Annotated in this window: 25 protein-coding genes and 1 pseudogene; 15 read left to right on the top strand and 11 right to left on the bottom strand. The window is 72.3% G+C overall.

Annotation, left to right across the window (positions count from 1 at the left end; genetic code table 11):
* Nucleotides 1–22 precede the first annotated feature (22 nt).
* From AB0Q90_RS01490 to AB0Q90_RS01480, 3 genes are all read right to left on the bottom strand, one after another.
* A complete protein-coding gene (locus tag AB0Q90_RS01490; protein ID WP_363163007.1) occupies nt 23–772 on the bottom strand; it encodes a DUF1775 domain-containing protein in 750 nt (249 codons plus the stop codon).
* Between the two features lie 55 nt (nt 773–827).
* Entirely contained in the window at nt 828–1,508 is a 681-nt protein-coding gene (locus AB0Q90_RS01485) for a hypothetical protein (RefSeq protein ID WP_363163006.1), read from the bottom strand.
* Between the two features lie 97 nt (nt 1,509–1,605).
* Nucleotides 1,606–2,811, bottom strand: a complete 1,206-nt coding sequence (locus AB0Q90_RS01480) for a glycoside hydrolase family 64 protein (protein ID WP_363163005.1) — start codon at nt 2,809–2,811, stop codon at nt 1,606–1,608.
* A 206-nt stretch (nt 2,812–3,017) separates the two neighbouring features.
* Here AB0Q90_RS01480 and AB0Q90_RS01475 point away from each other — a divergent pair, with 206 nt between their 5' ends.
* Nucleotides 3,018–3,782, top strand: coding sequence for a hypothetical protein (locus tag AB0Q90_RS01475; RefSeq protein ID WP_363163004.1), 765 nt, complete (start codon nt 3,018–3,020; stop codon nt 3,780–3,782).
* Between the two features lie 119 nt (nt 3,783–3,901).
* On the opposite strand, the gene AB0Q90_RS01470 is transcribed toward AB0Q90_RS01475, so the two are convergent.
* Both AB0Q90_RS01470 and AB0Q90_RS01465 read right to left on the bottom strand, forming a co-directional pair.
* Nucleotides 3,902–4,828: a GNAT family N-acetyltransferase gene (locus tag AB0Q90_RS01470; protein ID WP_363163003.1), complete on the bottom strand. Its 927-nt coding sequence runs from the start codon at nt 4,826–4,828 to the stop codon at nt 3,902–3,904.
* Nucleotides 4,829–4,885: 57 nt separating this feature from the next.
* Nucleotides 4,886–5,314, bottom strand: coding sequence for an OsmC family protein (locus AB0Q90_RS01465; RefSeq protein WP_363163002.1), 429 nt, complete (start codon nt 5,312–5,314; stop codon nt 4,886–4,888).
* A gap of 217 nt (nt 5,315–5,531) precedes the next feature.
* On the opposite strand from AB0Q90_RS01465, the gene AB0Q90_RS01460 reads away from it, so the two are divergent.
* Nucleotides 5,532–6,431 (top strand): GNAT family N-acetyltransferase, encoded by a 900-nt coding sequence (locus AB0Q90_RS01460; RefSeq protein ID WP_363163001.1) that lies wholly within the window; start codon nt 5,532–5,534, stop codon nt 6,429–6,431.
* Between the two features lie 67 nt (nt 6,432–6,498).
* Here AB0Q90_RS01460 and AB0Q90_RS01455 read toward each other — a convergent pair whose 3' ends face one another.
* Nucleotides 6,499–6,978, bottom strand: coding sequence for a carboxymuconolactone decarboxylase family protein (locus tag AB0Q90_RS01455; RefSeq protein ID WP_363163000.1), 480 nt, complete (start codon nt 6,976–6,978; stop codon nt 6,499–6,501).
* Nucleotides 6,979–7,168: 190 nt separating this feature from the next.
* On the opposite strand from AB0Q90_RS01455, the gene AB0Q90_RS01450 reads away from it, so the two are divergent.
* Nucleotides 7,169–8,110 (top strand): RNA polymerase sigma-70 factor, encoded by a 942-nt coding sequence (locus AB0Q90_RS01450; protein WP_363162999.1) that lies wholly within the window; start codon nt 7,169–7,171, stop codon nt 8,108–8,110.
* A 12-nt stretch (nt 8,111–8,122) separates the two neighbouring features.
* Here AB0Q90_RS01450 and AB0Q90_RS01445 read toward each other — a convergent pair whose 3' ends face one another.
* Nucleotides 8,123–9,010, bottom strand: coding sequence for a Gfo/Idh/MocA family oxidoreductase (locus tag AB0Q90_RS01445; RefSeq protein WP_363162998.1), 888 nt, complete (start codon nt 9,008–9,010; stop codon nt 8,123–8,125).
* Nucleotides 9,011–9,308: 298 nt separating this feature from the next.
* On the opposite strand from AB0Q90_RS01445, the gene AB0Q90_RS01440 reads away from it, so the two are divergent.
* From AB0Q90_RS01440 to AB0Q90_RS01430, 3 genes and pseudogenes are all read left to right on the top strand, one after another.
* A complete protein-coding gene (locus AB0Q90_RS01440) occupies nt 9,309–10,223 on the top strand; it encodes an alpha/beta hydrolase (RefSeq protein WP_363162997.1) in 915 nt (304 codons plus the stop codon).
* Nucleotides 10,224–10,474: 251 nt separating this feature from the next.
* Nucleotides 10,475–12,538: pseudogene (locus AB0Q90_RS01435) on the top strand (LuxR C-terminal-related transcriptional regulator); the annotation flags it as partial.
* 199 nt (nt 12,539–12,737) lie between these two features.
* Nucleotides 12,738–14,027 (top strand): helix-turn-helix domain-containing protein, encoded by a 1,290-nt coding sequence (locus AB0Q90_RS01430; protein ID WP_363162995.1) that lies wholly within the window; start codon nt 12,738–12,740, stop codon nt 14,025–14,027.
* A 27-nt stretch (nt 14,028–14,054) separates the two neighbouring features.
* On the opposite strand, the gene AB0Q90_RS01425 is transcribed toward AB0Q90_RS01430, so the two are convergent.
* Nucleotides 14,055–14,852 (bottom strand): hypothetical protein, encoded by a 798-nt coding sequence (locus AB0Q90_RS01425; RefSeq protein WP_363162994.1) that lies wholly within the window; start codon nt 14,850–14,852, stop codon nt 14,055–14,057.
* Between the two features lie 252 nt (nt 14,853–15,104).
* Here AB0Q90_RS01425 and AB0Q90_RS01420 point away from each other — a divergent pair, with 252 nt between their 5' ends.
* The 7 genes from AB0Q90_RS01420 (at nt 15,105) to AB0Q90_RS01390 (ending at nt 22,047) form a co-directional block, all read left to right on the top strand.
* A complete protein-coding gene (locus AB0Q90_RS01420) occupies nt 15,105–15,887 on the top strand; it encodes an ABC transporter ATP-binding protein (RefSeq protein WP_363162993.1) in 783 nt (260 codons plus the stop codon).
* Nucleotides 15,884–16,684: an ABC transporter ATP-binding protein gene (locus tag AB0Q90_RS01415; RefSeq protein ID WP_363162992.1), complete on the top strand. Its 801-nt coding sequence runs from the start codon at nt 15,884–15,886 to the stop codon at nt 16,682–16,684. The genes AB0Q90_RS01420 and AB0Q90_RS01415 overlap by 4 nt, the downstream gene beginning before the upstream one ends.
* Complete coding sequence (locus tag AB0Q90_RS01410; RefSeq protein WP_363162991.1) at nt 16,681–17,577, top strand: branched-chain amino acid ABC transporter permease; 897 nt, start codon at nt 16,681–16,683, stop codon at nt 17,575–17,577. Before AB0Q90_RS01415 ends, AB0Q90_RS01410 begins: the two co-directional genes overlap by 4 nt.
* A complete protein-coding gene (locus AB0Q90_RS01405; RefSeq protein WP_363162990.1) occupies nt 17,570–18,700 on the top strand; it encodes a branched-chain amino acid ABC transporter permease in 1,131 nt (376 codons plus the stop codon). The genes AB0Q90_RS01410 and AB0Q90_RS01405 overlap by 8 nt, the downstream gene beginning before the upstream one ends.
* Nucleotides 18,697–19,968 carry an ABC transporter substrate-binding protein gene (locus AB0Q90_RS01400; protein WP_363162989.1) on the top strand — a complete coding sequence of 424 codons (1,272 nt, stop codon included), beginning with the start codon at nt 18,697–18,699 and terminating at the stop codon, nt 19,966–19,968. Before AB0Q90_RS01405 ends, AB0Q90_RS01400 begins: the two co-directional genes overlap by 4 nt.
* Before the next feature lie 183 nt (nt 19,969–20,151).
* Nucleotides 20,152–21,012, top strand: a complete 861-nt coding sequence (locus tag AB0Q90_RS01395; protein WP_363162988.1) for a thermonuclease family protein — start codon at nt 20,152–20,154, stop codon at nt 21,010–21,012.
* 15 nt (nt 21,013–21,027) lie between these two features.
* On the top strand, nt 21,028–22,047 hold the full coding sequence (locus tag AB0Q90_RS01390) for a hypothetical protein (protein WP_363162987.1): 1,020 nt from the start codon (nt 21,028–21,030) through the stop codon (nt 22,045–22,047).
* Nucleotides 22,048–22,050: 3 nt separating this feature from the next.
* Here AB0Q90_RS01390 and AB0Q90_RS01385 read toward each other — a convergent pair whose 3' ends face one another.
* The 3 genes from AB0Q90_RS01385 to AB0Q90_RS01375 are packed head-to-tail and all read right to left on the bottom strand — an operon-like array spanning nt 22,051 to nt 24,169.
* The gene (locus tag AB0Q90_RS01385; protein WP_363162986.1) at nt 22,051–22,731 is read right to left on the bottom strand and encodes a hypothetical protein; all 681 of its coding nucleotides are present in this window, start codon (nt 22,729–22,731) and stop codon (nt 22,051–22,053) included.
* 22 nt (nt 22,732–22,753) lie between these two features.
* Nucleotides 22,754–23,443, bottom strand: a complete 690-nt coding sequence (locus AB0Q90_RS01380) for a peptidoglycan DD-metalloendopeptidase family protein (RefSeq protein WP_363162985.1) — start codon at nt 23,441–23,443, stop codon at nt 22,754–22,756.
* 9 nt (nt 23,444–23,452) lie between these two features.
* Nucleotides 23,453–24,169: a peptidoglycan-binding protein gene (locus tag AB0Q90_RS01375; RefSeq protein WP_363162984.1), complete on the bottom strand. Its 717-nt coding sequence runs from the start codon at nt 24,167–24,169 to the stop codon at nt 23,453–23,455.
* A gap of 306 nt (nt 24,170–24,475) precedes the next feature.
* Here AB0Q90_RS01375 and AB0Q90_RS01370 point away from each other — a divergent pair, with 306 nt between their 5' ends.
* Nucleotides 24,476–25,240 carry a BTAD domain-containing putative transcriptional regulator gene (locus tag AB0Q90_RS01370; protein WP_363162983.1) on the top strand — a complete coding sequence of 255 codons (765 nt, stop codon included), beginning with the start codon at nt 24,476–24,478 and terminating at the stop codon, nt 25,238–25,240.
* A 55-nt stretch (nt 25,241–25,295) separates the two neighbouring features.
* Nucleotides 25,296–26,060, top strand: a complete 765-nt coding sequence (locus AB0Q90_RS01365) for a peptidoglycan-binding protein (protein WP_363162982.1) — start codon at nt 25,296–25,298, stop codon at nt 26,058–26,060.
* Nucleotides 26,061–26,063: the final 3 nt, after the last annotated feature.

Raw genomic sequence — 26,063 nt, 5'->3', positions numbered from 1 at the left:
GACCGAGGGCCTCCGTGGACGGTTACGCCCGGGCGCCGGACCGGCGGCGGACGAAGTAGACGGCGCCGCCCACCACGACGGCCGCGGCCGCCACGATGCCGACCCAGGCGCCGGCCGAGAGCCCGCCGTCGTCCTCCTCGCTCGCGTCGGCGGCGGGGGCGGAGGACGGCTCGCTCTCCGTGGCGGTGGGCGTGGGTGACGGCGACTCGGGCGTCGTGTCGGCTTCGCTCGGCGACGGGCTCACCGGCTTCGCGCCGGGCGCCGCGGCCTTGAGCTTGAGGACGGGCGCCTCGTTGCCGTGTCCGTGCCCGTGGTCGTCGCCGCCGGCCTCGCCCAGCTCGATCCAGCGGTCGATCTTGCCGTCGCTGTAGGTCTGGAGCGTCTTGAAAACCAGTTCCTTCGCGTCGGGCAACTGGCGTACGACGACGGAGTACGCGGCATCCTCGCCGACCGCGACGGCCGGCCCCTTGACGGTGTAGCCGTCGTCGCCGGCGGTGAACTCCCAACCCGTGGGGCCCTCGCCGTAGGTGACGTCCTCGGGTGCGATGCCCTCGGGCAGGACCACGCGCAGTTCGGAGATGCCGGCGGTGGCCGACTCCGACTCGGCCGTGAACTCGATCTCGACGTTCTCGGCGAGTGCCTGGGCGTTGTCGGACTCGACCTCCACGTGGGCGGCGGCCGGGCCCGCGGTCAGGAGGAGGGCGGTGGCGGTTGCCGCGGTGACGAGGGTCAGGCGGCGGGCAGTGCTGTGCTTGCTCTGGGCTCGGAACATGGGTGTCTCCAGGCGTGGGGGAGCGCCGGGCGGCAGAACGTCCGTCCCGGCACGGTCAGTTGGCGTGAGTGAGCCCCGCCCGGGGAGGCCCCCTGCGCAGCACCACGTCCGCGAGCACCGCGCCCTTGAGAGGCGGCCGCTCCAGCCAGGCGTGACCGGACGGCAGAAGTCCGGCCTCCGGCGGTGCCGTACGCCGGGTGAGCAACCTCCATGCCGTGACGATGCGCGCGCGTGCCGCCTCGACGGCGGACGTCAGGCCGCGCGCCAGGGACCAGCACGCACTGTCCGCCCGGTGCAGAAGCAGAGCGACGAGTACGGCGGCCACGGCGTGGACGGCGGTCATGGCGGGCGAGTCGTGCGTCCGGCCGTGCCATGCCGCGTCGGCGTCCATACCGTGATGCAGGTGCGCGGGCACGGCCGCGGCCATCGCCGACGCCGAGCCCTCCGGATGGTCCGTCATCAGCCACAGATGCAGACCGGCCTGCGCGGCGCCGCAGGTGGCCACCACGGTGGCGAGCGGGCGCGGGCGTCGCGTACCGACCAGACCCACCGCGAAGAGCACCACGACCGCGGGCACGGACTGCCGCCAAGGCACCGGACCCTCGGCGACCAGATGATGCGCGCTGATCCCGAGCACCGTCCCGACGAGCGCGAACACCGCCGCCCGCAGAACGGGCAGCGGCGCAGGGCACGTCGTCGTACGGGTCTTGGCCATGACCCGCCCATCATCGGGCATCGACGGATCCGTCCGGGGGCGGGATCCCGAATGAGGCGGCTCGTCCGGAATCCCGGCAGCGGGCGGCCGTCCGGCAGCCGAGGCGACTGCTGACGGCTCAGCCCCCGAAGGGCGTAAGGGTCAGCCGTACCCCCGTGGGGGCCGTGTCCTGGATGTACGAGGCGAAGTCGGCGACGTCGTCGAAGGCGAAGCCGTACGCCTTGCCGTCGGCCGTCGCCGCGTGGGCCGCCGCCGAGTAGTGGTTGGTGAGGGCGCCGCGGTAGAAGGTGGCCGGGTCGGTGGTGGGCTGGGACGGGTGGGAGAGCAGGGTCGAGCGGTTGAAGGCGGCGCCGAGAATGGCCGCGACGGGACCGGTGGTGCCGTCGTTGGGGGCGGCGAGGGCGCCGTCGCAGAAGAGGACGTCGCGGGTCGAGGGACGGGCGAAGGAGACCTCGGCGGGGCCGGTGAAGGTGAAGCGGTCGCCGCGCACCCGGCCCGTGAAGGTGCCGGCGTTGGTGGTGACCGTGAGGTCGCGTCCGGTGTACGTGCTCCAGACCTCGTCGATGTACGGGGCGAAGTAGTCCTTCGGGAACAGGCCGGCGTCCAGGCCGTGGCCGGGGGCGAGGACCCGCGTGTCGTCCACCACCAGCCGGGCGAACTCCTCCGCCTGCCGTACCGCCGTGAAGAAGGAGGCCCGTCCGCCCGCGCGCAGCGTGCCCGTCGTCTGGTCCTTCGTGCCGGTCAGCCGGATGCTGAGGGGCACGCTGAACATGTCGACCATGGTGGTGTTGCAGAACATGCCCGAGGCGTTGTGCGTGAACTCGGCGCAGTCGTGCAGCACCGCGTAGTTGGGGTCGGAGGTGACCCAGCCGGCCGGGTACTGGAGGGCCGCGTTGCCGTTGCCGTCCGTGACGGCCTTGAACTTCAGCTTCTGCCCGAGCGCCACGTAGATGCGGCCGGACATGTACGGCAGGGACAGGCGGGTCTCGCCGCCGGCCGCCAGGGGGATCGCGTAGTCGGTGAAGCCGTCCGGGCCGTTGTCCGACAGGGAGATCGGAGCGAGCGTGCCGTCGGGGGTGACGCGGACCTGCCGTCCGTCCTGGTTGCCGACGATGTAGATGTGGACCCCGGCGTTGTCGAAGGCACCGCTGTCGTTGACGATCGTCAGCGGCAGGGCGCCGGCGGCGGTGGGGGAGTCGGCGCCGGTGGGGCCCGCCAGGGCGTGCGGGGCGATCGCGGCGAGGGCCGGCGCCGCCACCGCCGTACCGCCGAGCGCGACGAGAAGCTTGCGACGGCCGAGACTGCGCTGATGACGGGGTGTCATGTGGGGGTCTCCCGGAGCGTTGTGGGGGCCGCCGTGGGGGCGGCATTCTGAGAGCGCTCTCAGGATGCGCGTGGTGGCCGCCGAGTTCGAGGGGCCGTCAGGAAACCGGCGGTCTTTTAACCGTGCGCTAAGGCTTGGTTAAGGCTGGTACAGTCGCAATCTTCGGCCGGCGGAAGCCGTCCGGAGTCCCCCTGAGGCTGCCGACGATGACACTCGACGACGCTCCCGCACGGCTCCGGCTCGACCGTGCCCTGGACGGCCTGGCCGTCACCTTCCGCGGGATGACCGCCCGCAGCGACGAGGCCCAGTGCACGTGTCACTGGGGCAGCGAGGAAGAGCTCGCGCTGCTGAAGGTCGCGGACGTGGAACTCGACCCGGACCTGTTGCGACGCACATGGGAGGCCGGCGACTGGCGTGACCACGGGGCAGTGCTCCGGCGCATCCTTCCGCAGTTCGGCAGGGAGTTGGCCGGCGGCCGCGTGAAGCCCATGTTCGGGATGGACGAGGTCGGGCGGTCGTTCGCTCGCGGGCACTGGCGGGAGTGGCCCGCGGAGCAGAGCGCGGCGGTGTGGGAGTTCCTGCGCGCCTGGTGGGACCTCAGCCTCACGGACCCGGATCCCGCCGTGGCCGTGCACGAACTCCTCGTCCTGTGCACCGAGGCGTCCGGCACGCTCACTCCGTGGCTCGGCGCGTGGGAGGCACTCGATCATCCGGTCGCCGACCGGCACCTGGCCGTGGCGGTCGGGGAGTGGGACTACGACCTGCTGGTCGACGTTCTTCCCTGGGACGCGTGGGAGGACGGGGAGGGCCTGCGCGTCGAGCTCGCGGCCTGGCTGGTCCGTCACGCGCCCGCGCGGCTCAAGGCCACCCAGGACGTTCCCGAGGAACTTCTGCACCACATACGGCTGATAGGGCTCACCGGCCCGGCACGCTGGGACGACCCGCACTGGCCCGAGCAGTACCGGTACTGAGCGGGCGTGCACGGCATGCTTGTGCAGCGGATGTGCCCTCGGCATGGGCCCGTCCGGCCTGTCACCAGGCGATGCAGCCGCCGCGGCAACACCACGCGCCCGCCCGCCCGTTGGGCCCGTCACCGCAGCACGGTCTCCCACGTGTCGACGGCGTAGTGGACCGTCATCCCGTGACGGGCGTACAGACCGGGCGCCCCCGTGGTGTTGCCGGTGTCCACGCCGAGGCCGACCGTGTCCCGTCCGCGGGCGGCGAAGGCGGCGAACGCGTGTCGCAGCAGCAGGCCGCCGAGTCCCCGCGCGCGGGCTTCGGCCAGTACGCCGATGCTGCGGATCCACCCCATGGCCTCGCGGTCGTCGCGGGCGATCAGGAAACCGGCGTCCCCGAGCTCCTCGGTGCTCGCGAGCCAGACCAGGGACCAGTCGAGCGTGTCGGCGTCGACGTCGTGCAGCCACTGCTCGTAGGCGCGCGGCTGGAAGTCGAAGTGCTGGGCGAAGCTTGCCTGGTACAGCGCGTGCACGCGCCGCCGGTCCGGCTCCGTGGTGCATGCCCGCAGACGCACACCGGCCGACTGCTGTGGCGGCAGGTCTACGGCGGTGTCCAGCGGGCGGTGCAGGACGTGGTAGCGCCGTACGGCCGACCAGCCCCGCGCCCGGATCAGCGCGGTGTCGAGCGTCGGTGCGGTGTTGAGATGCAGATGGACCACGGCCCGCGCGGCACCGTTCTCGCGGGCCTTGGCCAGGGCCCTGGCCTCCATCGCCGTCAGAAGGCGCTGCCCGACCTGCTGGTGGCCGGGCAGCACGTAGTGGTCGATGTCGATGCGCTCGCCGCCCGACTCGTCCCACAGCAGCCCGTAGGCCACCAGCCGGTCCCCGTCGAAGGCCAGCCAGGAGTCCTGCTCCAGATCCGTCTCGGGATGCTTCAGATCGGCTTCGACGGTGTGCAGATCGGTCTCGGGCCGGCCGATCTCGATGAGGTCGACCTCGTTCAGCAGCTCGGTGATGGCGGGCGCGTCGGCGAGGCCGGCGGGGCGAACGGCGTAGGACATGCGGCCAGGGTCCGAGGGCGGAGCCGTGACCGCAACGGAATTTCGATGCCGCGCTGTTCAGGCGTCCTCGACCGTCGCCGTGACCGGGGTGCCGGCCTCGATCGTGCGGCTGACCGTGCAGAGCCGGTCGTGCGAGGTCTTGACGGCCCGGGGCAGGATCGCGCGGGCGCGGTCACTGCCTTCGCCCTCCGGGAAGGCCACGGAGAAGGTGACCTGCAGATTGGTCATCCGGTTGCCGAGCTCGTCGTCGATCTTGTCGCCGGTCACCGTGACGGTGAACCGGGTCGGCTCGGCATGGCGGGTGGTGGCGACGTCGACGTCGGCCGCGGTGCAGCCGCCGATCGCGGCGAGCAGCAGCTCGACCGGGGTGAACTCGGTGCCGCCGCTGGTGCCGAAGTCGATGCTGCCGCCGCGGGCGTTGACCGCGGTGAAGTGGCCGGACTCGGTCCGCTCGACGGTGACGGAGCGCAGGGTGTTGTCGGTCATGGCGCCGAGACTAATCTCGCGCGGCCGTCTTTCTCGATAAATGCGTGGACGCCACCGCGGAAGATCCCATACGGTCTGATGGTCACGCCTTGAGACGAACGGAAGGAGGCGAGTGCCGTGCAGTTCACAACTTTCCGCGCTCCCTTCGCCGCTGTCCCGGCGTGCCGCGTGTGATCTGACCGGGAGCGCGTTCGCAGCATTCATCCCGGAGGAATCCGTGACCGATCTGGTCATCCGTACGCTCGACAAGAGCGACGCCCACCTGTTCGACGCCATGCCCGACCCGCTCGGCGCTCGCGAAGGACACCGCAAGACCGTTCACCGCCCCGAGTGGAAGCGCGTGGCCCTGCGCGACGGCGAGGTCGTCGCCCGCGGCGCCTGGTGGGGCGGCCCCGACGACACCGAGCCCGTCAACATCAACTGGTTCGACGTGGCCGAAGGCGAGGAGGAGGCCGGGGCAGAACTCCTGCGCTCCGCCCCGTGGCAGGTCGAACTGGAGATCAACATCCCCGGCGGAGGCCGCGAGGACGCGACCGTGCGCGCCGCAGCGGAAGCCCGCTTCGCGGCAGCCCGGGCGGCCGGTTACGAGCTCCTCGTCGAGCGTTACCTGTACCGGTGGACCCCGTCGAGCGGACTCCCCGAACGACCCGGACGACTCGTCTTCCGAGCCGAGCCCGACGACGCCGTCTTCTTCGACGCGCTGCGCCGCATCCACTCCGCCACCCTGGACGCCCACTCGCTCAAGGCCATCGAGGAAGGCGGACTGGACCAGGCCGCCCAGGAGGAACTCGACTTCTTCCACTGGTGCCCCTCTCCCCGCGAGTGGTGGCAGACAGCGCACACCCCGGACGGCGAACCGGTCGGCATCCACATCCCCGCGCACAACCCCTCGGGCCCGACCATCGGCTTCATCGGCGTCCTGCCGGAACACCGCGGCCACGGCTACGCCTACGACCTCCTCGCCGAGTGCACCCACTTCCTGGCCGAACACGGCGCCGAGTTCGTCACCGGCGCAACCGACCACGGCAACTTTCCGATGGCCGCGAACTTCGCCAAGGCGGGTTTCCCGATCGTCAGCGAGCGGATCAACTTCCATGTTCCGGGCGTGAAGCAGTAAGCCACTGACGGCTGATCACCCCGGTCGGGTCCTTTCCCCGGCTGGGGTGATCAGCGGCGCCGGCCTGTCAGTTCGACAGGCCGGCGAACATGCCGGGCTCGTACGAGCCGCCCGGGTTGTGGACGATTACGTTCATTCGGGTGGCGGCGTTGATCAGGGAGACCAGGCAGACCAGGGCGCCGACCTGGTCGTCGTCGTAGTGCTTGCGTACCTCGGCCCAGGTGGTGTCGGACACGCCGTGGTCGCCGAGCCGGGTGCCCTCCTCGGCGAGGGCCAGTGCGGCGCGTTCGGCGTCGGTGAACACGGTGCTGTGGCGCCAGGCGGCGACCAGGTTGATGCGCAGGGTGGATTCGCCTGCGGCCGCTGCCTCCTTGGTGTGGATGTCGACGCAGAAACCGCAGCCGTTGAGCTGGCCGACGCGCAGTTCCACCAGCTCTCGGAGGGTCTTCGGCAGCGTCGACTGCTCCAGGGCCGAGGAGACGTTGTAGAAGCGCTTGGCGACCTTCGCGGCGGTCGGGCTGTCGAACAGGTTGAAACGAGGTTCCATGACTGTGTCCTCACTGGTGAGTTGCGCGGATCGGCCGCGCGGCGTCGTGACGGTCATGGAGAAGCCGCCGCCCCGGTCGCTGTGACAGGCACGCGGTGTGACGTAGGCCACCGGTCGCGGGTGTCACACGGCGGTTGGGTGCGGCGTCTTGTGTGCGTCACGATCGACGGCCGACAGGTAGGAGCCAGCCATGGGGGAGCGCAGCGAGCGAACGCAGGGCGCGGCGGACGGTGTCCGCGTGGACTCCGCCACCGCGGCGTTCGTCGAGCATCGGAACCTGCTGTTCACCGTTGCCTACGAGATGCTCGGTTCGGCCGCGGACGCGGAGGACGTCCTCCAGGAGACCTGGCTGCGCTGGGCGGGCGTCGCGCTCGACACCGTGCACGACCGGCGCGCCTACCTGGTCCGGATCACCACCCGCGAGGCGCTGAGCCGACTGCGCACCCTCCGTCGGCGCAAGGAGTCCTACGTCGGCCCCTGGCTGCCCGAGCCGCTGCTCACCACGCCGGACGTGGCCGAGGACGTCGAGCTCGCCGACAGCGTCTCGATGGCGATGCTGCTGGTGCTGGAGACCCTCGCGCCCACCGAGCGCGCGGTGTTCGTGCTGCGCGAGGTCTTCGACCTGCCCTACGACGAGATCGCCGACGCCGTGGAGAAGAGCCCCGCCGCGGTCCGCCAGATCGCACACCGGGCGCGGGCGCACGTCGCGGCGCGCCGACCGCGCGAGGCCATCTCCCCGGCCGAGACCCGAGAAGCGCTGGAGGCGTTCCAGCGGGCGATCGAGACGGGCGACCTGCAGGCCCTGGTCGACATCCTCGCGCCGGACGTCGTCCTCCTGGGCGACGGCGGCGGGGTCGTGCAGGCGGTGCCGGATCCCGTCGTGGGCGCCGGCCGAGTGGCCGAACTGGCCCTCGGGCTGGGCAGGTTCGGCGCCGCGGCAGCACTGGAGACGGCACACGTCAACGGCCACCCGGCACTGGTCCTCCGGCTCGACAGCGAGATCGACACCGTCCTGGCCGTACGCCTCGACGACGGCCTCATCACCGGGCTGTACGCCGTGCGCAACCCCATGAAACTGTCACGCGTCGAGCGCGAAACCCCGCTGCGCCGCCGGCCGGCGAACGTCTCCTGAACGCTTTGGCGCTCAGCTCGTCCCGTCGCCCAGCAGGGCGTCGGCCGCCGCAAGTATCTCCGTGACGCGCAGCCCGAACGCCGCGTCGCACGGGTGCGAGGTGCCCGTGCGGGCGGCGGTCAGCAGGGCGTCGGCCGCCCGCATCAGCGCCGGCACCGCGCCTTCCGTACTCGCCGGAAGGAGCGTCACGCCCGCCTCGCCGCGCAGCTCGACGGCCGCCCCGGCCGCCGCGGGCGGCGCCGTGAGGCTCAGCGTCAGGGTGCTCGTCGCGCCGCCGGCGTGGTCGAGAACCAAGAGCGCGGTGTCGCCGGGACCGTGCGCGGCCGCCGTCACCCGCCGCACGTCGCCGAGGATCGGCAGCAGGACGGACAGAGCGTGCGGCCCTACGTCCCACAGGGCGCCCTTCTCCCGCCGCCAGGGCGAGTTCGCGAACGGGCTGTCGGTCCTGAACACGGCTCCCAGCCACTGCGCCTGCGCGGTGAACCAGCCCTGCACGGCCGACTGCTCGGCGATCCACGCCTCCGGCTCCGGCTGGAAGCGGGTGGTGAAGAAGACCACCGAGGCGACCCGTGCCTCCGCCGCCGCCTCGACCACGGCCCGCGCCTCGTCGACCGTGGGCGCCAGCGGCTTGTCCAGCAGCAGATGGCACCCCGCCCGCGCGGCCCGCACCGCCAGCCCGGCCTGGATGTCCGGCGGCAGCGCCACGGCGACGGCGTCCACGTCGGCGAGCAGCGCGTCGACGTCGTCGTAGGCACGTATGCCGTGGCGGTCCGCGAGTTCCTTCGCGGCGTCCGCTCGGCGGCCCCAGACGCCGACGAAGTCCAGTGCCCGGTGTTGACTCAGGGCCGGGGCGTGGGCCAGCTGTGCCCACGGGCCGGTGCCGAGCAGTCCGATGCGCATACCGTCGCCTCTCCACGCTGCCGTAACCGAAGACGACCAGGCCCCGATCGGCCGGTCCTGGAGGAGCGTTTCACAGAGGGCCGGGCCGGGAGCAAGCCCGGGTCGTGAACAGCACGCGCCGGCGTCTCGTACGGCCGCCCGTCGAAACGACGTACAAGACCGGTGACTTTGCCGGTCCCCGGCGCCGGACCGGTCCCCGACAGTGACACGGCCAGCCCAACGGCGGTGCCCGGCCGCGCGGTTCGCGCGGATTCCCCATGCGCCGGGCCGCCCGCCACGACAGAGAGGACGACTCGTCGTGCCACACCACCCCCACAACAACGCCGGCCCCACCCGGCGCAGGACCGGCCGGCTCGCCGGTGCCGCGGCGGCGCTCGCCGCGGTCGTCGGGCTCACCACCCTCACCGGCCCCGGCGCCCAGGCCGCCGACAACCCCTACGAACGCGGGCCCGCGCCCACCACGGCCAGTATCGAGGCGCAGCGCGGACCGTACGACGTCTCGCAGACGTCCGTCTCCTCGCTCGCCGTCACCGGCTTCGGCGGGGGCACGATCTACTACCCGACCAGCACCGGCGACGGCACCTTCGGCGCCGTGGCCATCGCACCCGGATACACCGCCTACGAGTCCTCGATCTCCTGGCTGGGCCCGCGCCTGGCCTCGCAGGGCTTCGTGGTGTTCACCATCGACACGCTCACCACGCTCGACCAGCCCGACTCACGGGGCCGCCAGCTCCTGGCCGCGCTCGACCACCTGACCGAGCGCAGTTCGGTGCGCGGGCGGGTCGACAGCAGCAGGCTCGGCGTCATGGGCCACTCCATGGGCGGCGGCGGCAGCCTGGAGGCCGCCAAGTCGCGTCCCTCCCTGCAGGCGGCGATCCCGCTCACGCCGTGGAACCTCGACAAGACCTGGCCCGAACTCACCACCCCGACACTGATCTTCGGCGCCGACGGCGACACCATCGCCCCGGTCTCCAGCCACGCCGAGCCGTTCTACGCGAGCCTGCCGTCCGCCCTGGACCGCGCCTACCTGGAGCTGAACGGCGCCACCCACTTCACCCCGAACACGTCGAACACGACGATCGCGAAGTACAGCGTTTCCTGGCTCAAGCGGTTCATCGACAACGACACCCGCTACGAGCAGTTCCTGTGCCCGCTGCCCCAGCCGAGCCTGACCATCGAGGAGTACCGGGGCAACTGCCCGCACACCTCCTGACGCATGCGCCGCACTGACGTTGTGCCTCCGCACGGCCGCCGCCCGGAAAGTCTGGGTGGCGGCACAGTCCGTTTCCCCCGCGTCATGTGCTCAACCGCAGGTGACAGGCCGGATCGGCGCCCGCGGAGGCGCGGGGTTCCGACTTCCGTCCCGCGTTACGCGTAAGTAACCTCCCGGGAATGATCGGAGACAGGAGCGTGCGAACGGCTCCGCGGATCCAGGTCCGGGGTGCGGGAGGGCGTACGGCCGTGGAGCGCGGACGGGGCGAACTGGCCCGGGGCAGAGCCCAGTTGGCGGACGGCCCCGTCGACGACGCCCGTGAGTCGCTGCTGCTGGCCGCGTCCCTGCTGGCCGCAGGCGCACCGGAGGAGGCCGAGTCCGCCCGCCTCGCCGCGGCGGACGCGGCCTGGGCGGCAGGCGACCTGACAGCCTGTCTGACGGCGCTCGGCGAGGACGAGAACGAGGGCGAGAACGAGGGCGAGCACGAGGGCGGGGGCGAGAACGAGGGCGGGGGCGAGGGCGGGGGCGAGGGCGAGGACGAGAACGAGAACGGACGGGACACCGCACGAGCCGGAACCCGTCCGACCGGTCCCACGGAGCGAGTGCCGGACCGGCGGGGCGCATCGCAGGCGTCGGGGGCGGCCGGGGGTGAGGGTGCGGTGGGCTGTTGTGTGGCGGGTGTCGTGGAGCAGGGTCCGTGCCGGGTGATGCAGGGCGTGTCCGAGAAGGCTGGGGTGGGCCGGGGCGTGGTGGCGGTGGGCTGTTGTGTGGCGGGTGCCGTGGAGCAGGGTCCGTGCGGCGTGATGCAGGGCTTGTCCGAGGTGCCCAGGGCGGCCGGGGGTGAGGGTGCGGCGGACTGTCGTGTGGCGGGTCCAGTGAAGCAAGGCCCGTGCGCCGCAACACAGGGAGCGCCCCAGGCGCCCGTACCGGCCGCTGAGCCGGGGTCGGCCTCTGTGCCCGTACCGGCCGCCGAGCCGGGGTCGGCCTCTGTGCCCGCACCGGCCGCCGAGCCGGGGTCGGCCTTTGCGCCCGCACCGGCCGCCGAGCCGGGGTCGGCCTTTGCGCCCGCACCGTCCGCCGGTCCCGGGCCCACCCCCGCCGCAGTCACCGCGGACTACCGCGTAGGCCTGCGCGCCCTGCTGCAGCGGCGTCTCGACCGTGCCGTCCAGCCGCTGCGGCGCGTGGTGGACCTGGCTCAGGCGGACGAGCGGCCCGAGCACCTGCTGCGGTCGGCGACCGCGGCCCTGTTGCTGGGGGACGTCGTCGTGGCCCGTCGGGCCGGCGCCCGCGCCCTGGCCGCGGCCCGCAACCGGGACTCCGCGGCATTGGAGTCACGTGCCCTGGAGTACCTTGCCTACGCCGAACTGCGCGCCGGACGGCACGCGCAGGCGCGCACCCACGCCGAGGAGGGCGTACGGGCCGCGCACCGCGCCGGGCGGCGCAACACGGCCGCGCACCACCAGGCCATGCTGGCCCTCGCCGCCTCCATCGTGGGCGAGACGGCCGCGGTCGCGGACCATGCGGCGGCGGCGCTGACGACGGCCCGCCGGCACGGTCTGGCCCAGGCGGCGACGCTGGCGGAATGGGCGGTGGCCCGGGCCGACCTGGGCTGCGGCCGTCCGCTCGACGCCGCCGACCGTCTCGGCCCCCTGGTGCTGCCCGGCCCGCGACGCGGTCACTTCGCGGTGTGGATGCTCGCCGTGCCCTGCTTCGTGGAGGCCGCGGTGCTCGCCGGGCGGCCCGACGACGCGCGGGCGGTCGTGGACGACTTCGCCCGATGGGCGGGCTTCGGCGCCGATCCGCACGCCCCCGCCCAACTCGCCCGCTGCCACGCCCTGCTCGCCCCCGCGGACCGCGCCGACCACGTCGACGGTCTCTACCTGCGGGCGCTGGCCCTGCACGACGAGACGGGCGGCGACTTCGAACGCGCCCGCACCGAGCTGCTCCACGGCAAGTGGCTGCGCCGTCGGCGCCGGCTGCGCGAGGCGCGCGCCAGGCTCGGGGCCGCCCTGGTGGGCTTCGAGCGCTGCGGCGCCCGGGTGTGGGCGGAGCAGACCCACGGCGAGCTGCGGGCCAACGGCGCCGCGGCACGCCAGGACGCGGACGCGGACACGGCCGGCGCGCTGGCGCGGCTCACCCCGCAGCAGCTGAGGATCGCACGGCACGTCGCCGAGGGCGCCACGAACCGGGAGGTCGCGCTGCGTCTCGCCGTCAGCACCCGCACGGTCGACTACCACCTGCGCAACGTCTTCGCCGTGCTCGGCGTGCGGTCCCGGATCGAGCTGGCCCGCATGGTCGATCAAGAGGGCGGGTGACGGCCGAGGTGCGCATCTGTGGGGACCGGGAGGAAAAAGAGCGGTGCACAACCCTAGGGACCGACCGGACGGTATGCCATCCTTCGGGGCAGGACGAGCCGGGCGGCCGCCGCCGTACAGGCGACGCGGCCGACCGGACACCGCTGAGCCTCCCGGCACGGCCACACCGCCGGGGGTCCGAGGTTGAGGGAGGACTGCGATGCATCCTGCCGTAGGGACACGAGCGATGATCCGCACCGGACCGATGCCCGTTCCGCAACCGCGGACGACCCGCCGCGGCCGGTCGCTGATCGACGCGGACGCGCTGCGTGTCCTGCACCGGGCCGCCCGCATCCTGCTCGACGACCTGCCGGATCTGACCGACCGGCTGCTGGCCGTGCTCCAGGAGCAGGAGTGCGCCTACCGGACAGCGCTGGACAACGACCACACGGGCACCTGGCAGGAAGTGAACCGTTCGCTGCGGCACAGCGTGATGTCGCTGCTGGACCCGCGCGGTAACCGGGACGCGGCCCGCCGCTGCTCATGGAAGATCGGCGTCCGGCGCGCCGAGCAGGGTGTGCCGCTGGATGCCCTGCTGCACGCGTTCCGGCTGGGCGGGTCGCTGGTGTGGCAGCGGCTGGTGGAGGAGACCTCCCGCAAGGCCCCCGAGGACGTACGCCTGCTCGTCCATGTGGCGACCGACATGTGGAACTTCGTCGACGAGCACTGCACCCTCGTCGCGGACGCCTACCGGCAGGCCGAGCGGCAGCTGGCCTGGCGGCGCGAGAACCGGGTGCGGCTGCTGGCCGCGGCCCTCCTGGACGGCACCAGCCGCATCGCCGACCTGCCCGAGACCGCACAGGGACTGGACCTGCCGGAGCACGGGCGGTACGTCGTCGTCGCGGTCGCCGGCGGACGCCCCTCGGGCCTCGCGGGCGTCCGCTCCACCGCCGTACCGCCCGGCTTGCGCGTGCACTGGCACACAGGAGTGGAAGTGGACTACGGCATCGTGCTGGTCGGTGACGACGACTCGGACGGCGACGAGGACCCGGTGGAGGTGCTGGAACTGCCCGGCGACGGAGCCCCGGGCACCAGGACGGGCATCGGCAGCGTCGTCTCGGGACTGGCCGCGGTCGGGGACGCCCGGCGGCTGGCCGACCTCGCGCTGAGCATCTGTCCCCCGGAAGGGGGCACCGTGCGCCTCGGCGAGCACCTCCCCGAGGCGCTGGTGATCTCCTGCCCCGAACTCGGCGCGACCCTCGCCGAGCAGGTCCTCGGCCCGCTGCTGCGACTGGAACCGGCCGACCGGGACGTCCTCCTGGACACCCTGTCCGCCTGGCTGGTGTGCGACGGCTCCGCCCAACGGGCCGGCGAACGGCTCTACTGCCACCGCAACACCGTCCTCAACCGCCTCCGCCGCTGCGAACAACTGACGGGCCGCTCCCTGGCCCGTCCCCTGGACGTGGTGGAGATCAGCCTGGCCCTGACGGCGCGGCGGCTGCTGCGCTGAGCCGTCGGCGGGACTGCCGCAGGGCGGTCAGGTGGTCTCCCGGTAGGTCATGAACCAGTGGGTGTCGAAATGGCGGGCCAACGAGTAGGGGTGGTGCGGGTCGACCAGGAGCCGGCAGACGAACTCCGCGGCCCGGCCGCCGAAGTGGAGTTCCTCGCCGTCGAACGACTGGACCACCACCGGCCACTGGTCGGGGTCGTCGCCCTCGATCCGCCAGCAGTACCCCTCCTCGTGCTCCGAGCCCGCCCAGACGAGCAGCCCGTCCTCCCTGAAATGCGTCCACGGCTCCTGGTGCAGCTGCAGCCAACCGTCGACGGCGCCCTCGCCGAACGTCTCGACCATGCGCTTGTAGTCGCTCGGCAGCGCGGTGCCCAGGCGTGACTCCATCTCCGCCCAGTCCACGTCCGGCCGCTGCGCGGGGTATGTCCAGCCGGTGAGCTGCATCAGCCGCTCCACCCAGTCGACGTCCTCGCCCGGAGCGACCGTCAAGGGCTCCGGCACCTCCCGGTGCGCGACCGCCAGCACCGGCCGTTCGATCCCCTCGGCGTCCCTCGCCCTGCCCGTGCCGATCCACTGATCCCCGTACGCCCACGCCTGTATCGTCACCGCCCGGTCCTCGAAGGGGACGAGGAGAGCCGCGCCCCTGGACTCGTCGACCGTCGGATCGGTGAGCCCGTCGAGGACGAGGGTGCGCGGCGCGCCGAAGATGCCCCCGACCAGGTCGATCAGCTCCTGCGGGTCCAGGTCGGCGGGCAGGTACATGTAACCGTTGCCCGGGCCGAGTCGGGCCAGCAGGTCGTTGACGGTCGTGTGCGTGAGCTCCATGTCGGACAGTGAAGCGCACGCCACTGACAACGCCCTTGCGGGCGGCACCGTGCCCACCCCCTTCCCCCGCGCACCGCCCCGGAACCCTCCGCCGCCCCCTCCCTGGGCACCCGCACAAACCCCGGCGCCCCTGGTTGGGACCGCGCAGCGACCCGGCCCCGAGACCTGTTCCGCGCGCCCGCGCCCGTGCTGTCGTGAGCTCCCCTTCCCCAAGAGCGCCGTGCCGGTTCGGTACGGACCCGAGGAGCCGTGATGCCCGAAGCACCACCGGACGAGGAGCCGGCCCTGCACGTCGAGGGACTCGACGTGACCTACGGCCGGGCTCTGTCCGCCCTTCGTTCCGTGTCGCTGACGGTCCCGCACGGCGGCGTGGTCGCCCTGCTCGGGGCCAACGGCGCCGGCAAGACGACGCTGTTGCGGGCGGTGTCGGGCACCCTGCGCCTGCACCGCGGCGCGGTCACCGCCGGCCGCATCCGCTACGGCACGACGGAACTCGACGGCCGTGACCCGGTCGCCGCGGTGCGCGCGGGCGTCGTCCAGGTCCCGGAGGGCAGACGCGTGTTCGCCGGGCTCACCGTCGATGAGAACCTGCGCACCGGCGGCCTCGGCCTCGGCCGCCGCAGCCCCGCCCTGGTGCGCGAGGCCCGGGACCGGGTGTTCACGCTGTTCCCGCGGCTCGCCGAACGCACCCACCAGGCCGCCGGTCTGCTGTCCGGCGGAGAGCAGCAGATGCTCGCCATCGGCCGCGCCCTCATGGCGGCCCCGCGTCTGCTGCTGCTCGACGAGCCCTCCCTCGGCCTCGCCCCGCAGATGGTGGCCCGGATCGCCGACGTCGTGAAGGAGATCAACACCCAGGGCACCGCCGTGCTCCTGGTCGAACAGAACGCCGGCATGGCGCTCTCCCTCGCGGACAGCGCCTACGTCCTGGAGGTCGGCGAGGTCCGGCTGTCCGGTGCGGCCGACGAACTCGCCCGCACGGACGCCGTGCGCCGCCTGTACCTGGGCGAGACCGCCGACGGTCAGGGGGCCGCGTGAACGACCGCACCACCACGCCCGACGTGCTCGACGTCCGGGACGTCACCGTCCGGTTCGCCGGGCTCACCGCCCTGGACTCCGTGTCCTTCACGGTCGTCCCGGGCTCCGTCCATGCACTCATCGGCCCCAACGGCGCGGGCAAGTCCACCTGCTTCAACGTGCTGTCGGGCCTGTACCGCCCGGCGGCCGGAACGGTCCGCCTCGGCGCCACCGAGCTGACCCGCCTCGCCCCGCACCGCATCGCCACCCTGGGAGTCGCCCGCACCTTCCAGAACATCGTCACCACCGAGGGCACGGTCGCCGACAACCTGATGCTCGGCCGGCACGCCCTGTCCCGCGCGGGCTTCACCGCCAGCGCCCTGCGCCTGCCCCGGGCCGTACGGGAACAGCGCACCCACCTCGACCGGGCCCGTGAGATCGCCGAACTCGTCGGCCTCGGCCCGCACTTCGACTCCCCGGTCGCGCTGCTGTCCTACGGCGACCGCAAACGCGTGGAGTTCGCCCGCGCCCTGTGTCTGGAGCCCAGCGTGCTGCTGCTCGACGAGCCCGTGGCGGGCATGAACGCCACCGAACGCGTCCGTACCGCCGAGGTGGTCCGCACCGTCCGCGCCGAACTCGGCCTGTCCGTCGTGCTGGTGGAGCACGACATGGGGCTCGTGATGCGGCTGGCCGACGAGGTCACCGTCCTCGACTTCGGCCGGGTCATCGCCCACGGCACCCCCGACGAGGTCCGCCGCGACCCCGAGGTGCTGCGCGCCTACCTCGGCACCGAGGCCACGGGGGAGGACGCGGCATGACCGGATTCCTCGACAACGTCCTCAACGGCCTGGCCCTCGGCTCGGTCTACGCCCTGGTCGCCCTCGGCTTCGTCATCATCTTCAAGGCCTCGGGCGTGATCAACTTCGCCCACGGCTCGCTGCTCCTGCTCGGCGGCTACCTCACCGCCGTCCTCCACGACGACCTCGGCTTCGCCGCCGCCCTCGCGGTGTCCGTCCTGGTCACGGCGGCCGCGGCCGGGCTCATGGACCGGTTCCTGCTCCAGGTCGGCGGCCAGGACGCGCACTCCGCCCATGTGCAGACGATCGTGACCATCGGCGTCGACATCGTCCTGCTGACCGACCTGTCCCGGCGCATCGGCGGCGACCTGCTGACCCTCGGCGACCCGTGGGGCGACTCGGTGACGGGCCTCGGCCCCATCACGGTCGCCGACAGCCGGCTCGCCGCGATCGTGGTGTCCGCCGTGGTCATCGGCGGCGTCTTCGCCCTCTTCCGCTACACCTCCTGGGGCCTGTCGCTGCGCGCCTCGGCCGAGGACGTGGAGGCCGCCGCCCTGATGGGCGTACGCCTGGTGCGGGTGCGCACCCTCGCCTGGTGCCTGGCCGGTGGCCTTGCCGCGCTGGCCGCCGTCTTCCTCGCCGCGTTCCCGGCCCCCGGCCTGGAGCGCACCACCGGGCAGATCGCTCTGAAGGCGTTCCCGGCCGCCATCCTCGGCGGCATGGCCTCGCCGCCCGGCGCCCTCGCCGGCAGCATGCTGATCGGCCTGACCGAGGCCCTCGTCGCCGGCTACCAGTCCGACCTGCACGTCCTCGGCGAGGGATTCGGCGACGTCGCCCCCTACGCCGTGATGGTCCTCGTCCTCCTGGTACGGCCCACCGGGCTGTTCGGCGCGAAGGGAGCGGCTCGTGTCTGACCTCCTGCGCCGCACCCGCCTGTGGACCGTCCTGCTGGTCGTCCTGCTCTGCGCCCTGCCCTTCTACCTGGACGCCTTCTGGCTGCGCATCGGCCTGTTCTCCATGGCGGCCGCCGTCGGCGCGGTGGGCCTCGGCCTGCTGTCCGGCACCGCCGGCCAACTCTCCCTCGGCCACGCCTTCTTCCTCGCCGTCGGCGCCTACGGCTACGTCTGGCTGGCCGGCGAACCCGGCCCCGGACTGCCGCCCGCCGTCGCCGTCGTGCTCGCGGTACTCCTCGCCGGAGCGGCGGGCGGCCTGTTCAGCCCCGTCGCCGGCCGGGTGCGCGGCATCTACCTGGGCATCGCCACCCTCGCCCTGGTCTTCCTCGGCCACCACGTCCTGCTCACCGCGGACTCCGTCACCGGCGGCTTCAACGGCCGCTCGGTGCCGCCGCTGGAGCTGGGCGGCTTCACCTTCACCGCCGCCGACCCCGAACTGACGCTGCTGGGTGTGCCGTTCGGCGCGGAGGAACGCCTGTGGTACCTGGGCCTGGCCCTGTTCGCGCTCACCTGGTACACCGCCCGCGGCCTGCTGCGCGGACGCCCGGGCCGCGCCCTGGTGGCGCTGCGCGACAGCGAGACCGCGGCCGCGGTGATGGGCGTGAACATCGCCCGCTACCGCTCGGCGGCCTTCGTGGTCTCCTCCATGTACGCGGGCCTGGCCGGGGTGATGCTCGCCCTCGCCTTCCGCCGCGTGGTACCGGACTACTTCGCCCTCGCCCTCTCGGTCGACTACCTCGCCATGATCGTCATCGGCGGGCTCGGCTCGGTGGCCGGAGCCACCGCGGGCGCCGTCTTCGTCACCGCGCTGCCCCTGCTGATGACCCGTTACGCCGACCAGCTGCCCCTGGTGGCGGCCCCCGGCACCACCGACGGAGTGGTCGGCCCGACCGAGGCGGCCCGCTACCTCTACGGAGCGGCGATCGTCGTGATCCTCCTCTTCGCCCCCGACGGCCTGCACGGCCTGGTCCGGCGCACCCGCGCACGCCTGCGCCGCCGACGGGCCGCCCCGAACGACGCGGACACCGCCACCCCGAACCCCTCACCCGCCACAGCAGTACGAGCCAAGGAGCCGACACCGTGAAACACCCCACGCACCGCACCAGGACGGTCCTGGCCGCCGCCCTGTCAGCCCTGCTGCTCGCGGGCACCGGCTGCAGCTCCAAGGCGGACAGCGACAGCGCCGGCGACGGCGCCGACGGCGTCAAGGCAGGCCCCGGAGTCACCGACAAGGCCATCAAGCTGGGCGCCCTCACCGACCTCACGGGCCCCTACGCCACCCTCGGCAAGAGCATCGTGCAGGCCCAGCAGATGTGGGCCGACGAGACCAACGCGGCGGGCGGCATCTGCGGCCGCAAGGTCGAGATCGTCGTCAAGGACCACGGCTACGACGTGCAGAAGGCGGTCACCGCCTACGCCGACATCTCCGCGGACGTGGTGGCACTGCCCCAGGTCATCGGCTCGCCGGTGGTCGCGGCCCTGCTCGACGACATCGAACGCGACCAGGTCCTCACCTTCCCGCAGGCCTGGGCGGCCTCCCTGCTCGGCAAGGACTCCGTGCAGGTGCTGGGCACCACCTACGACGTCGACATGATCGCCGCGGTCGACTTCCTCACCCGCACCAAGGGCCTGGCCAAGGGCGACACCATCGGCCATGTCTACTTCGAGGGCGACTACGGCGCCAACGCCCTCGAAGGATCCGAGTGGGCCGCTGAGAAGGCCGGGATCAAGGTGGTGGGCCAGAAGATCAAGGCCACCGACACCGATCTGTCCGCGCAGGTCTCGGCGCTGCGCAAGGCCGGCGTGAAGGCGATCCTGATCAGCGCCGGACCGGCCCAGACCGCCTCGCTGGTCGGCGTCGCGGCCTCCCGCGGACTGAAGGTCCCCGTCGTCAGCAGCGCCCCCGGCTACGCCCCGCAACTGATGAAGACGCCCGCCGCGGCCGCCCTTGAGGCCATGCTGCACGTGGTGAGCGCGGCCCCGGCCGTCAGCGCGGACGTACCCGGCGTGCAGAAGATGGTCGCCGCCTATCAGAAGAAGTACCCGGACTCGCTCGTCGACTCCGGCGTGCTCTCCGGCTACAACGCCGCCCAACTGATGGGCGCCGACCTGAAGAAGGCCTGCAAGGACGGCAGCCTCGCCCGCGAGGACGTCGTCGCGGCACACCGTTCGCAGAAGAACGCCGACGCCGGTCTCGGCACCCCGCAGGACTTCTCCGACGTGGCCAAGCCCGCGAGCATGTCCACCTATGTGCTCAAGCCCGACGCCAAGGCCGTCGGCGCCATGGTGAACGTCGAGGAGGCGCACGAGGCGCCCGGAGTGACCGAGTACCTGGCCTCGAAGGGTTCCTGACCACTCGCCACCCGCCTTCGGCCCGCGGTGCCACGTCGGCACCGCGGGCCGAAGGTGCGCAACGGCCGATTCCGGTGCACCATCGGAAGTGGGGGCACCTGCGTGGACAGGGAACGCGGTCCCGGCGCATCCGCGAACATCCGCCGGACATCGAGCACCGTTTCACCGTTTTGAGGAGTCGCCATGCCCATGCTTCTGATCAAGGGCTTCTACGACATCAAGGGCTCGCAGCCGGACGGGGACACGGTGCATTTCACGGCCGACGACCCGGCGCAGTGGAGTCTCGTCGGCGGCGGACTCGGGCGTGCCGTCGAACACAGCGCCGTGGGCCGCGCGAAGCTGCGGCTGGACGCGGTCGACGCACCCGAGACGCACTACGGCCCGAACCGTGTGCACCAGCCGCTCCCGTCCGCCCACGCCGCACGCGACGAACTGCTGCGCCGGCTGGGCTTCACCGATGTCCAGCGCCGCCCGGACGAGACGGTGACCGCCACCACCCCGGACACGGTCCCCGGCTTCGTGCTCACCCGCGGTGCCGATGTCCACGGCCGCTGCATCGCCCTGGCAGGGCGCGGAACGCCGCCCGGGACCAGCGGTCTGGAGATCGACGTCGACGTCGCCGTGCTGCGGACGACGATCAACCACCAGCTGCTCGCGCAGGGTTTGGCGTACCCGACCTTCTACCGCAGCCTGTTCACCACTCTGCGGACCGAGATGGCCACCGTCGCCAAGGAGGCCCGGGACGCGGGACGGGGACTGTGGCCCAGTGACACCACCCTGACCGGCGCGAAGATCACCGGCCTTGACTCGCTGACGGACGACGTCCTGGTCCTGCCCAAGCTGTTCCGCCGGCTGGTCGACTACCTCCGGCTCGGCATGCCGCTCGCGTGCAGTCCGGCCTTCCTGGCCGGTGTCGGGGACCGCTTCTCCATCCTCTCCACCGGCGAGCGGTGCGTGGGCCTGCACCGTGTCGTGGAGGTCACGAACGGTCAGACCCTGCGGATGACACATCCGCCCGAGGACCTGCTCTTCGAGGACTCCTGACACGAAGGACACGCCATGCCCTGGGGACTGCGCGAAGCCGTCGGCCTGACCAACGAGGGCACCCAGTGCCCCAACCACGCCTCCGACCAGCAGCAGATCGCCGAACTCCTCGACGCGGTCGGAATGCCGGCCGGCGGCACCCCACTGGACTCCCTGCCGCCGATCGAGGACGGGCTCGCCTCGCACGAGCTCTGTGAGGCCGTCCGGGACTTCCAGACCGTCCAGGAGGGCCTGGTCGCGGACGCCCGGGTGGATGTCGGCGCGGGGACCTGGAACCGCCTGATGGAGCTCGTCGATCCGGCCGGCGCCCCCGCCGAGGCAGCCGTCCCCCTGCTGCTCGCCGTCTCGAACTTCGAGGTCTTCGAGCTGCCGGAGAACGCCGCGCCCCTGCCGTCCCTGAGCTACACCCTGCGCGGTCAGGTCGCGGAATGGGACGGCCCCGGCATCCACATGGAGCTCTGGGTCAACGGGCCGCTGAAGGTCTCCTGGAGCCACGAGGCCTACACCCTGGGCTGCGAGGTGTCCCCCGACTTCAAGGCCCTGGACGAGGCCGTGGCCTCCGGCAGCGCCCGCGCCATCGGGGGAGTCGCCCTGGACCAGCTCTGCTCCCGGCTGCGCGCGGAGTCCAAGGACACGATCGGTTCACTGTTCGCGGCCGTCAGCCTCAGCACGGGCCTCGACGGCACACCCCGGCTCGGCGGCACCATCGGCGACGAGACCGCCTTCCTGCGCGTCGAGTTCGACCCGGTGGAACGCACGGTGATCTACACCGGCAGCGTGCACGTCCTCAAGTCGCATCCCGTGACGGCCGGCGAGGCGCAGGTGTCCGGCGACCTCCAGGTGCAGTTGCGCATCACGACCGGTGCTGAGGACCAGGCCGCCAGCGTGGCGACCGCTCTGGCCGTCCTGGCGATCGGCGCCATTGTCCTCGCCCCCACGGCCGCATGGGTGGGCGGCGCGATCGCCTCGGGAATCGGCGCAGGCGTCAAGGAGATCCTGGTCCGGGTCCCGTTCAGGGGGCTGGCCTTTCCGTAACGGTCAGCGCCTCCTGGCCAGTTGACCGTCCAGAGGCAGCAGGTCGAAGAAGTGGTGTTCGGCCGCGGGTGTGTACCGCACGACGGCACCGAAGTGGGGCACGCGGGTCTGCACCTCCGGCAGCGCCTGCGGGACGGCATCGGTCATCGACTCGCACACGGAACCGTGCCAGAAGCCTGCGTCCGTCAGCGCATCGCCGGTGGGTTCGGCGGGGGGCGTGGAAGAACGCGTGAGGACGGGCAGGTACAACCGCTCGACTCCCTTGTCGGCGCAGGCTCGCGCCAGCGTACGGCCGGTGAGTCCGTCCCCGGCCTCGTCGCCCGGGGCGAACTGCGCCAGCATCACCCGCAGGGGCCGCTCGCCCACGCACGGCCAGCTCCGCGCGAAGCCCTGCTCGGCTTCACCGCTCGCCTGCGGCCCGTAGGCTCCCGCGTCCCCGGGCTGCGGCAGGGCGCCGCCGTCGAAGTACGCCCACCGCCAGCCCTCGCTGCGCCCGTCGGCGTTGCCCGCCACGGCGCCCTCGGTCCAGGCGAGCATGAAGCCGGGGTGCCGCACGCTCGGCGTCGTGGGTACGTCGGGCGGTGAACTGATGCCCGCTTCATAGCCCTTCTGCCAGCCCCTGACCTCGACAGACACGATCACGCCGGGCTCCTGCGGAACCGGGTGGGGATTGTGCTGGGTCATGACCCGAACTCCTTCGCTGTTCTCACCAACTGGGCTTGGCGACGCTGCCGTAGGACCAGCTGGAGCCCTTCGACATCTCGAAGTGCAGATGCGGACCGGTGGAGTTGCCCGTGTTGCCGACCTTGCCCAGCTGTTGCCCGGCGGCGACTCGCTGACCGGCCCTCACCTGGCGCTCCGAGAGGTGGCAGTAGGTGTAGACATGGCCGTTGTCCGCAGCCAGCCCGATCCACTGGCCGTACGCGCCGCCCTGGCCGTTCGACCAGGCGATCTTTCCGCCGCGTACGGCGACCACGGGGACACCGGACTTGGCGGCGAAGTCCTGACCGGTGTGCCGGCCGACACCGTCGGGCTTCCAGGCGTAGTTTCCGCGCTGGAAGAATCCGAAGGTGACCTTGTGCCCGGGCACGGGCGAGGGCACATGTCCGTTGCCGGGGCGCGGAGCGGTGGCGCGTGCCCGTGCGGGCTTGCAGTCGACCTTGAAGCCGGTGAGCCGGCCGAGCGCGGTCAGGGAGGTGCAGCCGGGGATGCCGTCGGCGTCGGATCCCTTGAAGCCCTGGGCGAGTTGTTCGGCGCGGTAGGCGGCCTTGGTCTGCGGACCGAAGTGGCCGGTCGGGCCGTCGGGGATCTTGCGGCCCCGCTTGATCAGGGCCTTCTGAACGGTGCGTACGTCCTCGTTCCGCTTCCCGAACTGCACGTTGGACAGAGCGACCATGGGGGACTCCTAGTACCCGTGGGGAGCCCGGTTCGGATCCGCCTGCTGGACGCGGGCGGCGAAGTTCGAGCCGGACTGGTTCACGTGATAGCGGTGGCGCACGTAGTTGACCGTCGCGCACATGCACGCGACGACGTCGTAGGGAGTGGTGGCCGTGCCCGCCTGGTGGTGGGTGGCGAACGTGGGCGGGATGCACTGCGTGGCGCCCCGGGAGCAGTTGAGCGGGTGGCCGTCGGCGGCGATCCGGCCGCGCGCGTTGACGTCCGTCGTGTTCACCCGGAACCTCGGGTGGTTGAAGGCGGACTCGCGTTTGGCGATGGTGCACAGCGCGGGGACGCCGAACTTCGGGTCCATGCCGGTCAGTTCGCACGCCTTGCGGGCGTAGCGCCGCATGGCCTCCTCGCCGGAGTCGTCGCCGGGATCACGGAAGGTGACCTGGGCGAGGGTGAGCCTTCCCCCGCCGTCGGCCGTCGCGCGTGCGCAGTCCACCTTGAAGCCGGTGAGGCGGCCGAGGGCTGTCAGGGAGGTGCAGCCGGGGATGCCGTCGGCGTCGTCTCCCTGGAAGCCCTGGGCGATCTGCTCGGCGCGGTAGGCGGCCCGGGTCTGTTCCCCGAAGAGGCCGGTGGCTCCGTCGGGGATCTTGCGGCCCCGTTTGATCAGGGCCTTCTGAACGGTGCGTACGTCCTCGTTCCGCTTTCCGAACCGGACGTTGGACAAGGCGACCATGGCGCCCTCCGCGGTGTCCCGGGCTGTTTCCTGGCTGCTCGAATCGACGGGGCCGACTCGGTCCTCCCGTGTTCGAAGGTACGGAATCGGTGTCAGCGCGGCGTCACCGCGTCGTCATCGGCTGAGTTGCAGGGGGTGAGCGAGGGGCAGAAAATGGTGACGGTACGTCTCGTCGGAGAACTGGAGAACTGCGGCACCCACCGGAGCCGCACCAGAAGTCGCGAGCGTGGTTCACGCGCCGTCGTCGGGGCGGGAAGAGCCCGCGCAGGCGCGCCCGCGCGGCACACGGCTGTTGAGGCGATCAAGTTGGCGTCTGCCCCTCCCCGACTGCGATTGCTCGGCCAGTTCCGGCTGGAACTGGGCACCGAGACCGTGGAGCTGTGCCGCAACGGCCAGCGGCTGCTGGCCTTCATGGGGCTGCGGGGGAGAGCGTCCCGCACGGTCCTCGCCGGCACTCTGTGGCCCGAGGTCACCGAGGAGCACGCCCGGGGCAGCCTGCGCACCACGCTGTGGAAGCTGCCGCGAGGCGAGCCGTCCCTCATCGGCTGCCGCGGGGACGTACTGCTGGTCACCCCGGCCTTGCGGGTGGATGTCCACGCCCTCACCCGGACGGCACTCGGCGTCGTGGAGGGATGCGGCCCGCCGCTCCACGCACGGCCGCCGCTGGGACTGCTGACCGGGGACGACCTGCTGCCGGGCTGGGACGAGGACTGGGTGCTGATGGAGCGTGAGCGTCTGCGGCAACTGCGGCTGCACGCCCTCGACGCGCTCGCCGCGGCCCTCATCCGGCAGGGCAGGCCGGCGCTGGCCATGGAGGCGGCGTGGGCGAGTGTGCGCGCGGAGCCACTGCGGGAGAGCGCGCACCGGGCCGTCGTGGCGGCGCACCTCGCGGAGGGCAACGTCGGTGAGGCGGTGCGCCACTACGAGGCGTTCCGCCGTCTGCTGGACGAGGAGCTCGGCGTCGAGCCCTCGTCCCGGTTCACCCGCATGCTGCCCGTCCGCCCGGACGCAGTCAGGAGGGCCACACCGTGCACCAGAGCGTTCGTGACTCCTGGACCACCTTCAACGTGAGCACCGGCGCAGGCAACGATCCGACCCCGAACGACCAGGCACAAGGAAGGGCGTCATGGCCGCATTCACCATCGACATCGCCGGCCCGTTCCAGCCCGGCAGCGGCGCCACCGACCTCGGCGGCCCCAACACCGGCGGTCACCAGCCACCGAACTGGTACGAGCAGTACGGCATGGACTTCGGAGCCCCCGAGGGCACTCCCGTACGCGCGGCGTTCGACGCGCACATCACTCGTCACAACCCGCATGTCCCGGCCGAGGACACACCCAAGGTGTACGGCGCCCAGCTGTTCATGCGGGCTCACAACGACATGATGGGCGGCTACTACACCCACATCAGGGATGTGCCGGCCGGCCTGACCGTCGGCGCCTCGGTCAGCAGAGGCGACCCGCTGGGCACCGTCTGCCGAAGCGGCGGTACCGCCACCCATCTGCACTGGGCGCTCGTCGAGATCATCGGGGGCGCGCCCAACGGCCGGTACCAGGGGGTCGATCTCCATCAGTTCCTGCTGGGCGTCACCGGCACGGACACCGTCACCCCCGTGACGTTCATGCAGGACGGCACACCGCCGGTTCCCGGGGCGAACGTCGGTCCCAGGGTGTTCCACCTGGGCTCCCTGCGGGGTGTCCAGGAGGCCCTCGCCGTACTCGGCTACGACCCCGGCGTCATCGACGGGCTCGACGGCCCGCGCACGCAGGGCGCGGTCAGCGAATTTCAGGGCGACCAGGGTCTGGCACAGGACGGACAGGCCGCCGGTGACACCCTCGTCGCGCTGGCGGCGGCCTTGCAGGCGAAGGGCTTTGAGGTGAGCGGACTGTAGTGG

Origin of the sequence: Streptomyces sp. NPDC079141 (genome assembly GCF_040686775.1) — a bacterium.
Classification (GTDB): Bacteria; Actinomycetota; Actinomycetes; order Streptomycetales; family Streptomycetaceae; genus Streptomyces.
This window is presented reverse-complemented; position numbering and strand designations above follow the sequence as displayed.

What these genes read in the sequence shown, in the direction of transcription:
- AB0Q90_RS01485 (WP_363163006.1), bottom strand. Translation starts at nt 1,508, where the DNA reads ATGCCCGATGATGGGCGGGTCATGGCCAAGACCCGTACGACGACGTGC.
- AB0Q90_RS01425 (WP_363162994.1), bottom strand. Translation starts at nt 14,852, where the DNA reads ATGGAGCTCACGCACACGACCGTCAACGACCTGCTGGCCCGACTCGGC.
- AB0Q90_RS01445 (WP_363162998.1), bottom strand. Translation starts at nt 9,010, where the DNA reads ATGCGCATCGGACTGCTCGGCACCGGCCCGTGGGCACAGCTGGCCCAC.
- AB0Q90_RS01395 (WP_363162988.1), top strand. Translation starts at nt 20,152, where the DNA reads ATGCCCATGCTTCTGATCAAGGGCTTCTACGACATCAAGGGCTCGCAG.
- AB0Q90_RS01430 (WP_363162995.1), top strand. Translation starts at nt 12,738, where the DNA reads ATGCATCCTGCCGTAGGGACACGAGCGATGATCCGCACCGGACCGATG.
- AB0Q90_RS01365 (WP_363162982.1), top strand. Translation starts at nt 25,296, where the DNA reads ATGGCCGCATTCACCATCGACATCGCCGGCCCGTTCCAGCCCGGCAGC.
- AB0Q90_RS01375 (WP_363162984.1), bottom strand. Translation starts at nt 24,169, where the DNA reads ATGGTCGCCTTGTCCAACGTCCGGTTCGGAAAGCGGAACGAGGACGTA.
- AB0Q90_RS01465 (WP_363163002.1), bottom strand. Translation starts at nt 5,314, where the DNA reads ATGACCGACAACACCCTGCGCTCCGTCACCGTCGAGCGGACCGAGTCC.
- AB0Q90_RS01385 (WP_363162986.1), bottom strand. Translation starts at nt 22,731, where the DNA reads ATGACCCAGCACAATCCCCACCCGGTTCCGCAGGAGCCCGGCGTGATC.
- AB0Q90_RS01470 (WP_363163003.1), bottom strand. Translation starts at nt 4,828, where the DNA reads ATGTCCTACGCCGTTCGCCCCGCCGGCCTCGCCGACGCGCCCGCCATC.
- AB0Q90_RS01420 (WP_363162993.1), top strand. Translation starts at nt 15,105, where the DNA reads ATGCCCGAAGCACCACCGGACGAGGAGCCGGCCCTGCACGTCGAGGGA.
- AB0Q90_RS01380 (WP_363162985.1), bottom strand. Translation starts at nt 23,443, where the DNA reads ATGGTCGCTCTGTCCAACGTGCAGTTCGGGAAGCGGAACGAGGACGTA.
- AB0Q90_RS01455 (WP_363163000.1), bottom strand. Translation starts at nt 6,978, where the DNA reads ATGGAACCTCGTTTCAACCTGTTCGACAGCCCGACCGCCGCGAAGGTC.
- AB0Q90_RS01390 (WP_363162987.1), top strand. Translation starts at nt 21,028, where the DNA reads ATGCCCTGGGGACTGCGCGAAGCCGTCGGCCTGACCAACGAGGGCACC.
- AB0Q90_RS01410 (WP_363162991.1), top strand. Translation starts at nt 16,681, where the DNA reads ATGACCGGATTCCTCGACAACGTCCTCAACGGCCTGGCCCTCGGCTCG.
- AB0Q90_RS01490 (WP_363163007.1), bottom strand. Translation starts at nt 772, where the DNA reads ATGTTCCGAGCCCAGAGCAAGCACAGCACTGCCCGCCGCCTGACCCTC.
- AB0Q90_RS01480 (WP_363163005.1), bottom strand. Translation starts at nt 2,811, where the DNA reads ATGACACCCCGTCATCAGCGCAGTCTCGGCCGTCGCAAGCTTCTCGTC.
- AB0Q90_RS01475 (WP_363163004.1), top strand. Translation starts at nt 3,018, where the DNA reads ATGACACTCGACGACGCTCCCGCACGGCTCCGGCTCGACCGTGCCCTG.
- AB0Q90_RS01450 (WP_363162999.1), top strand. Translation starts at nt 7,169, where the DNA reads ATGGGGGAGCGCAGCGAGCGAACGCAGGGCGCGGCGGACGGTGTCCGC.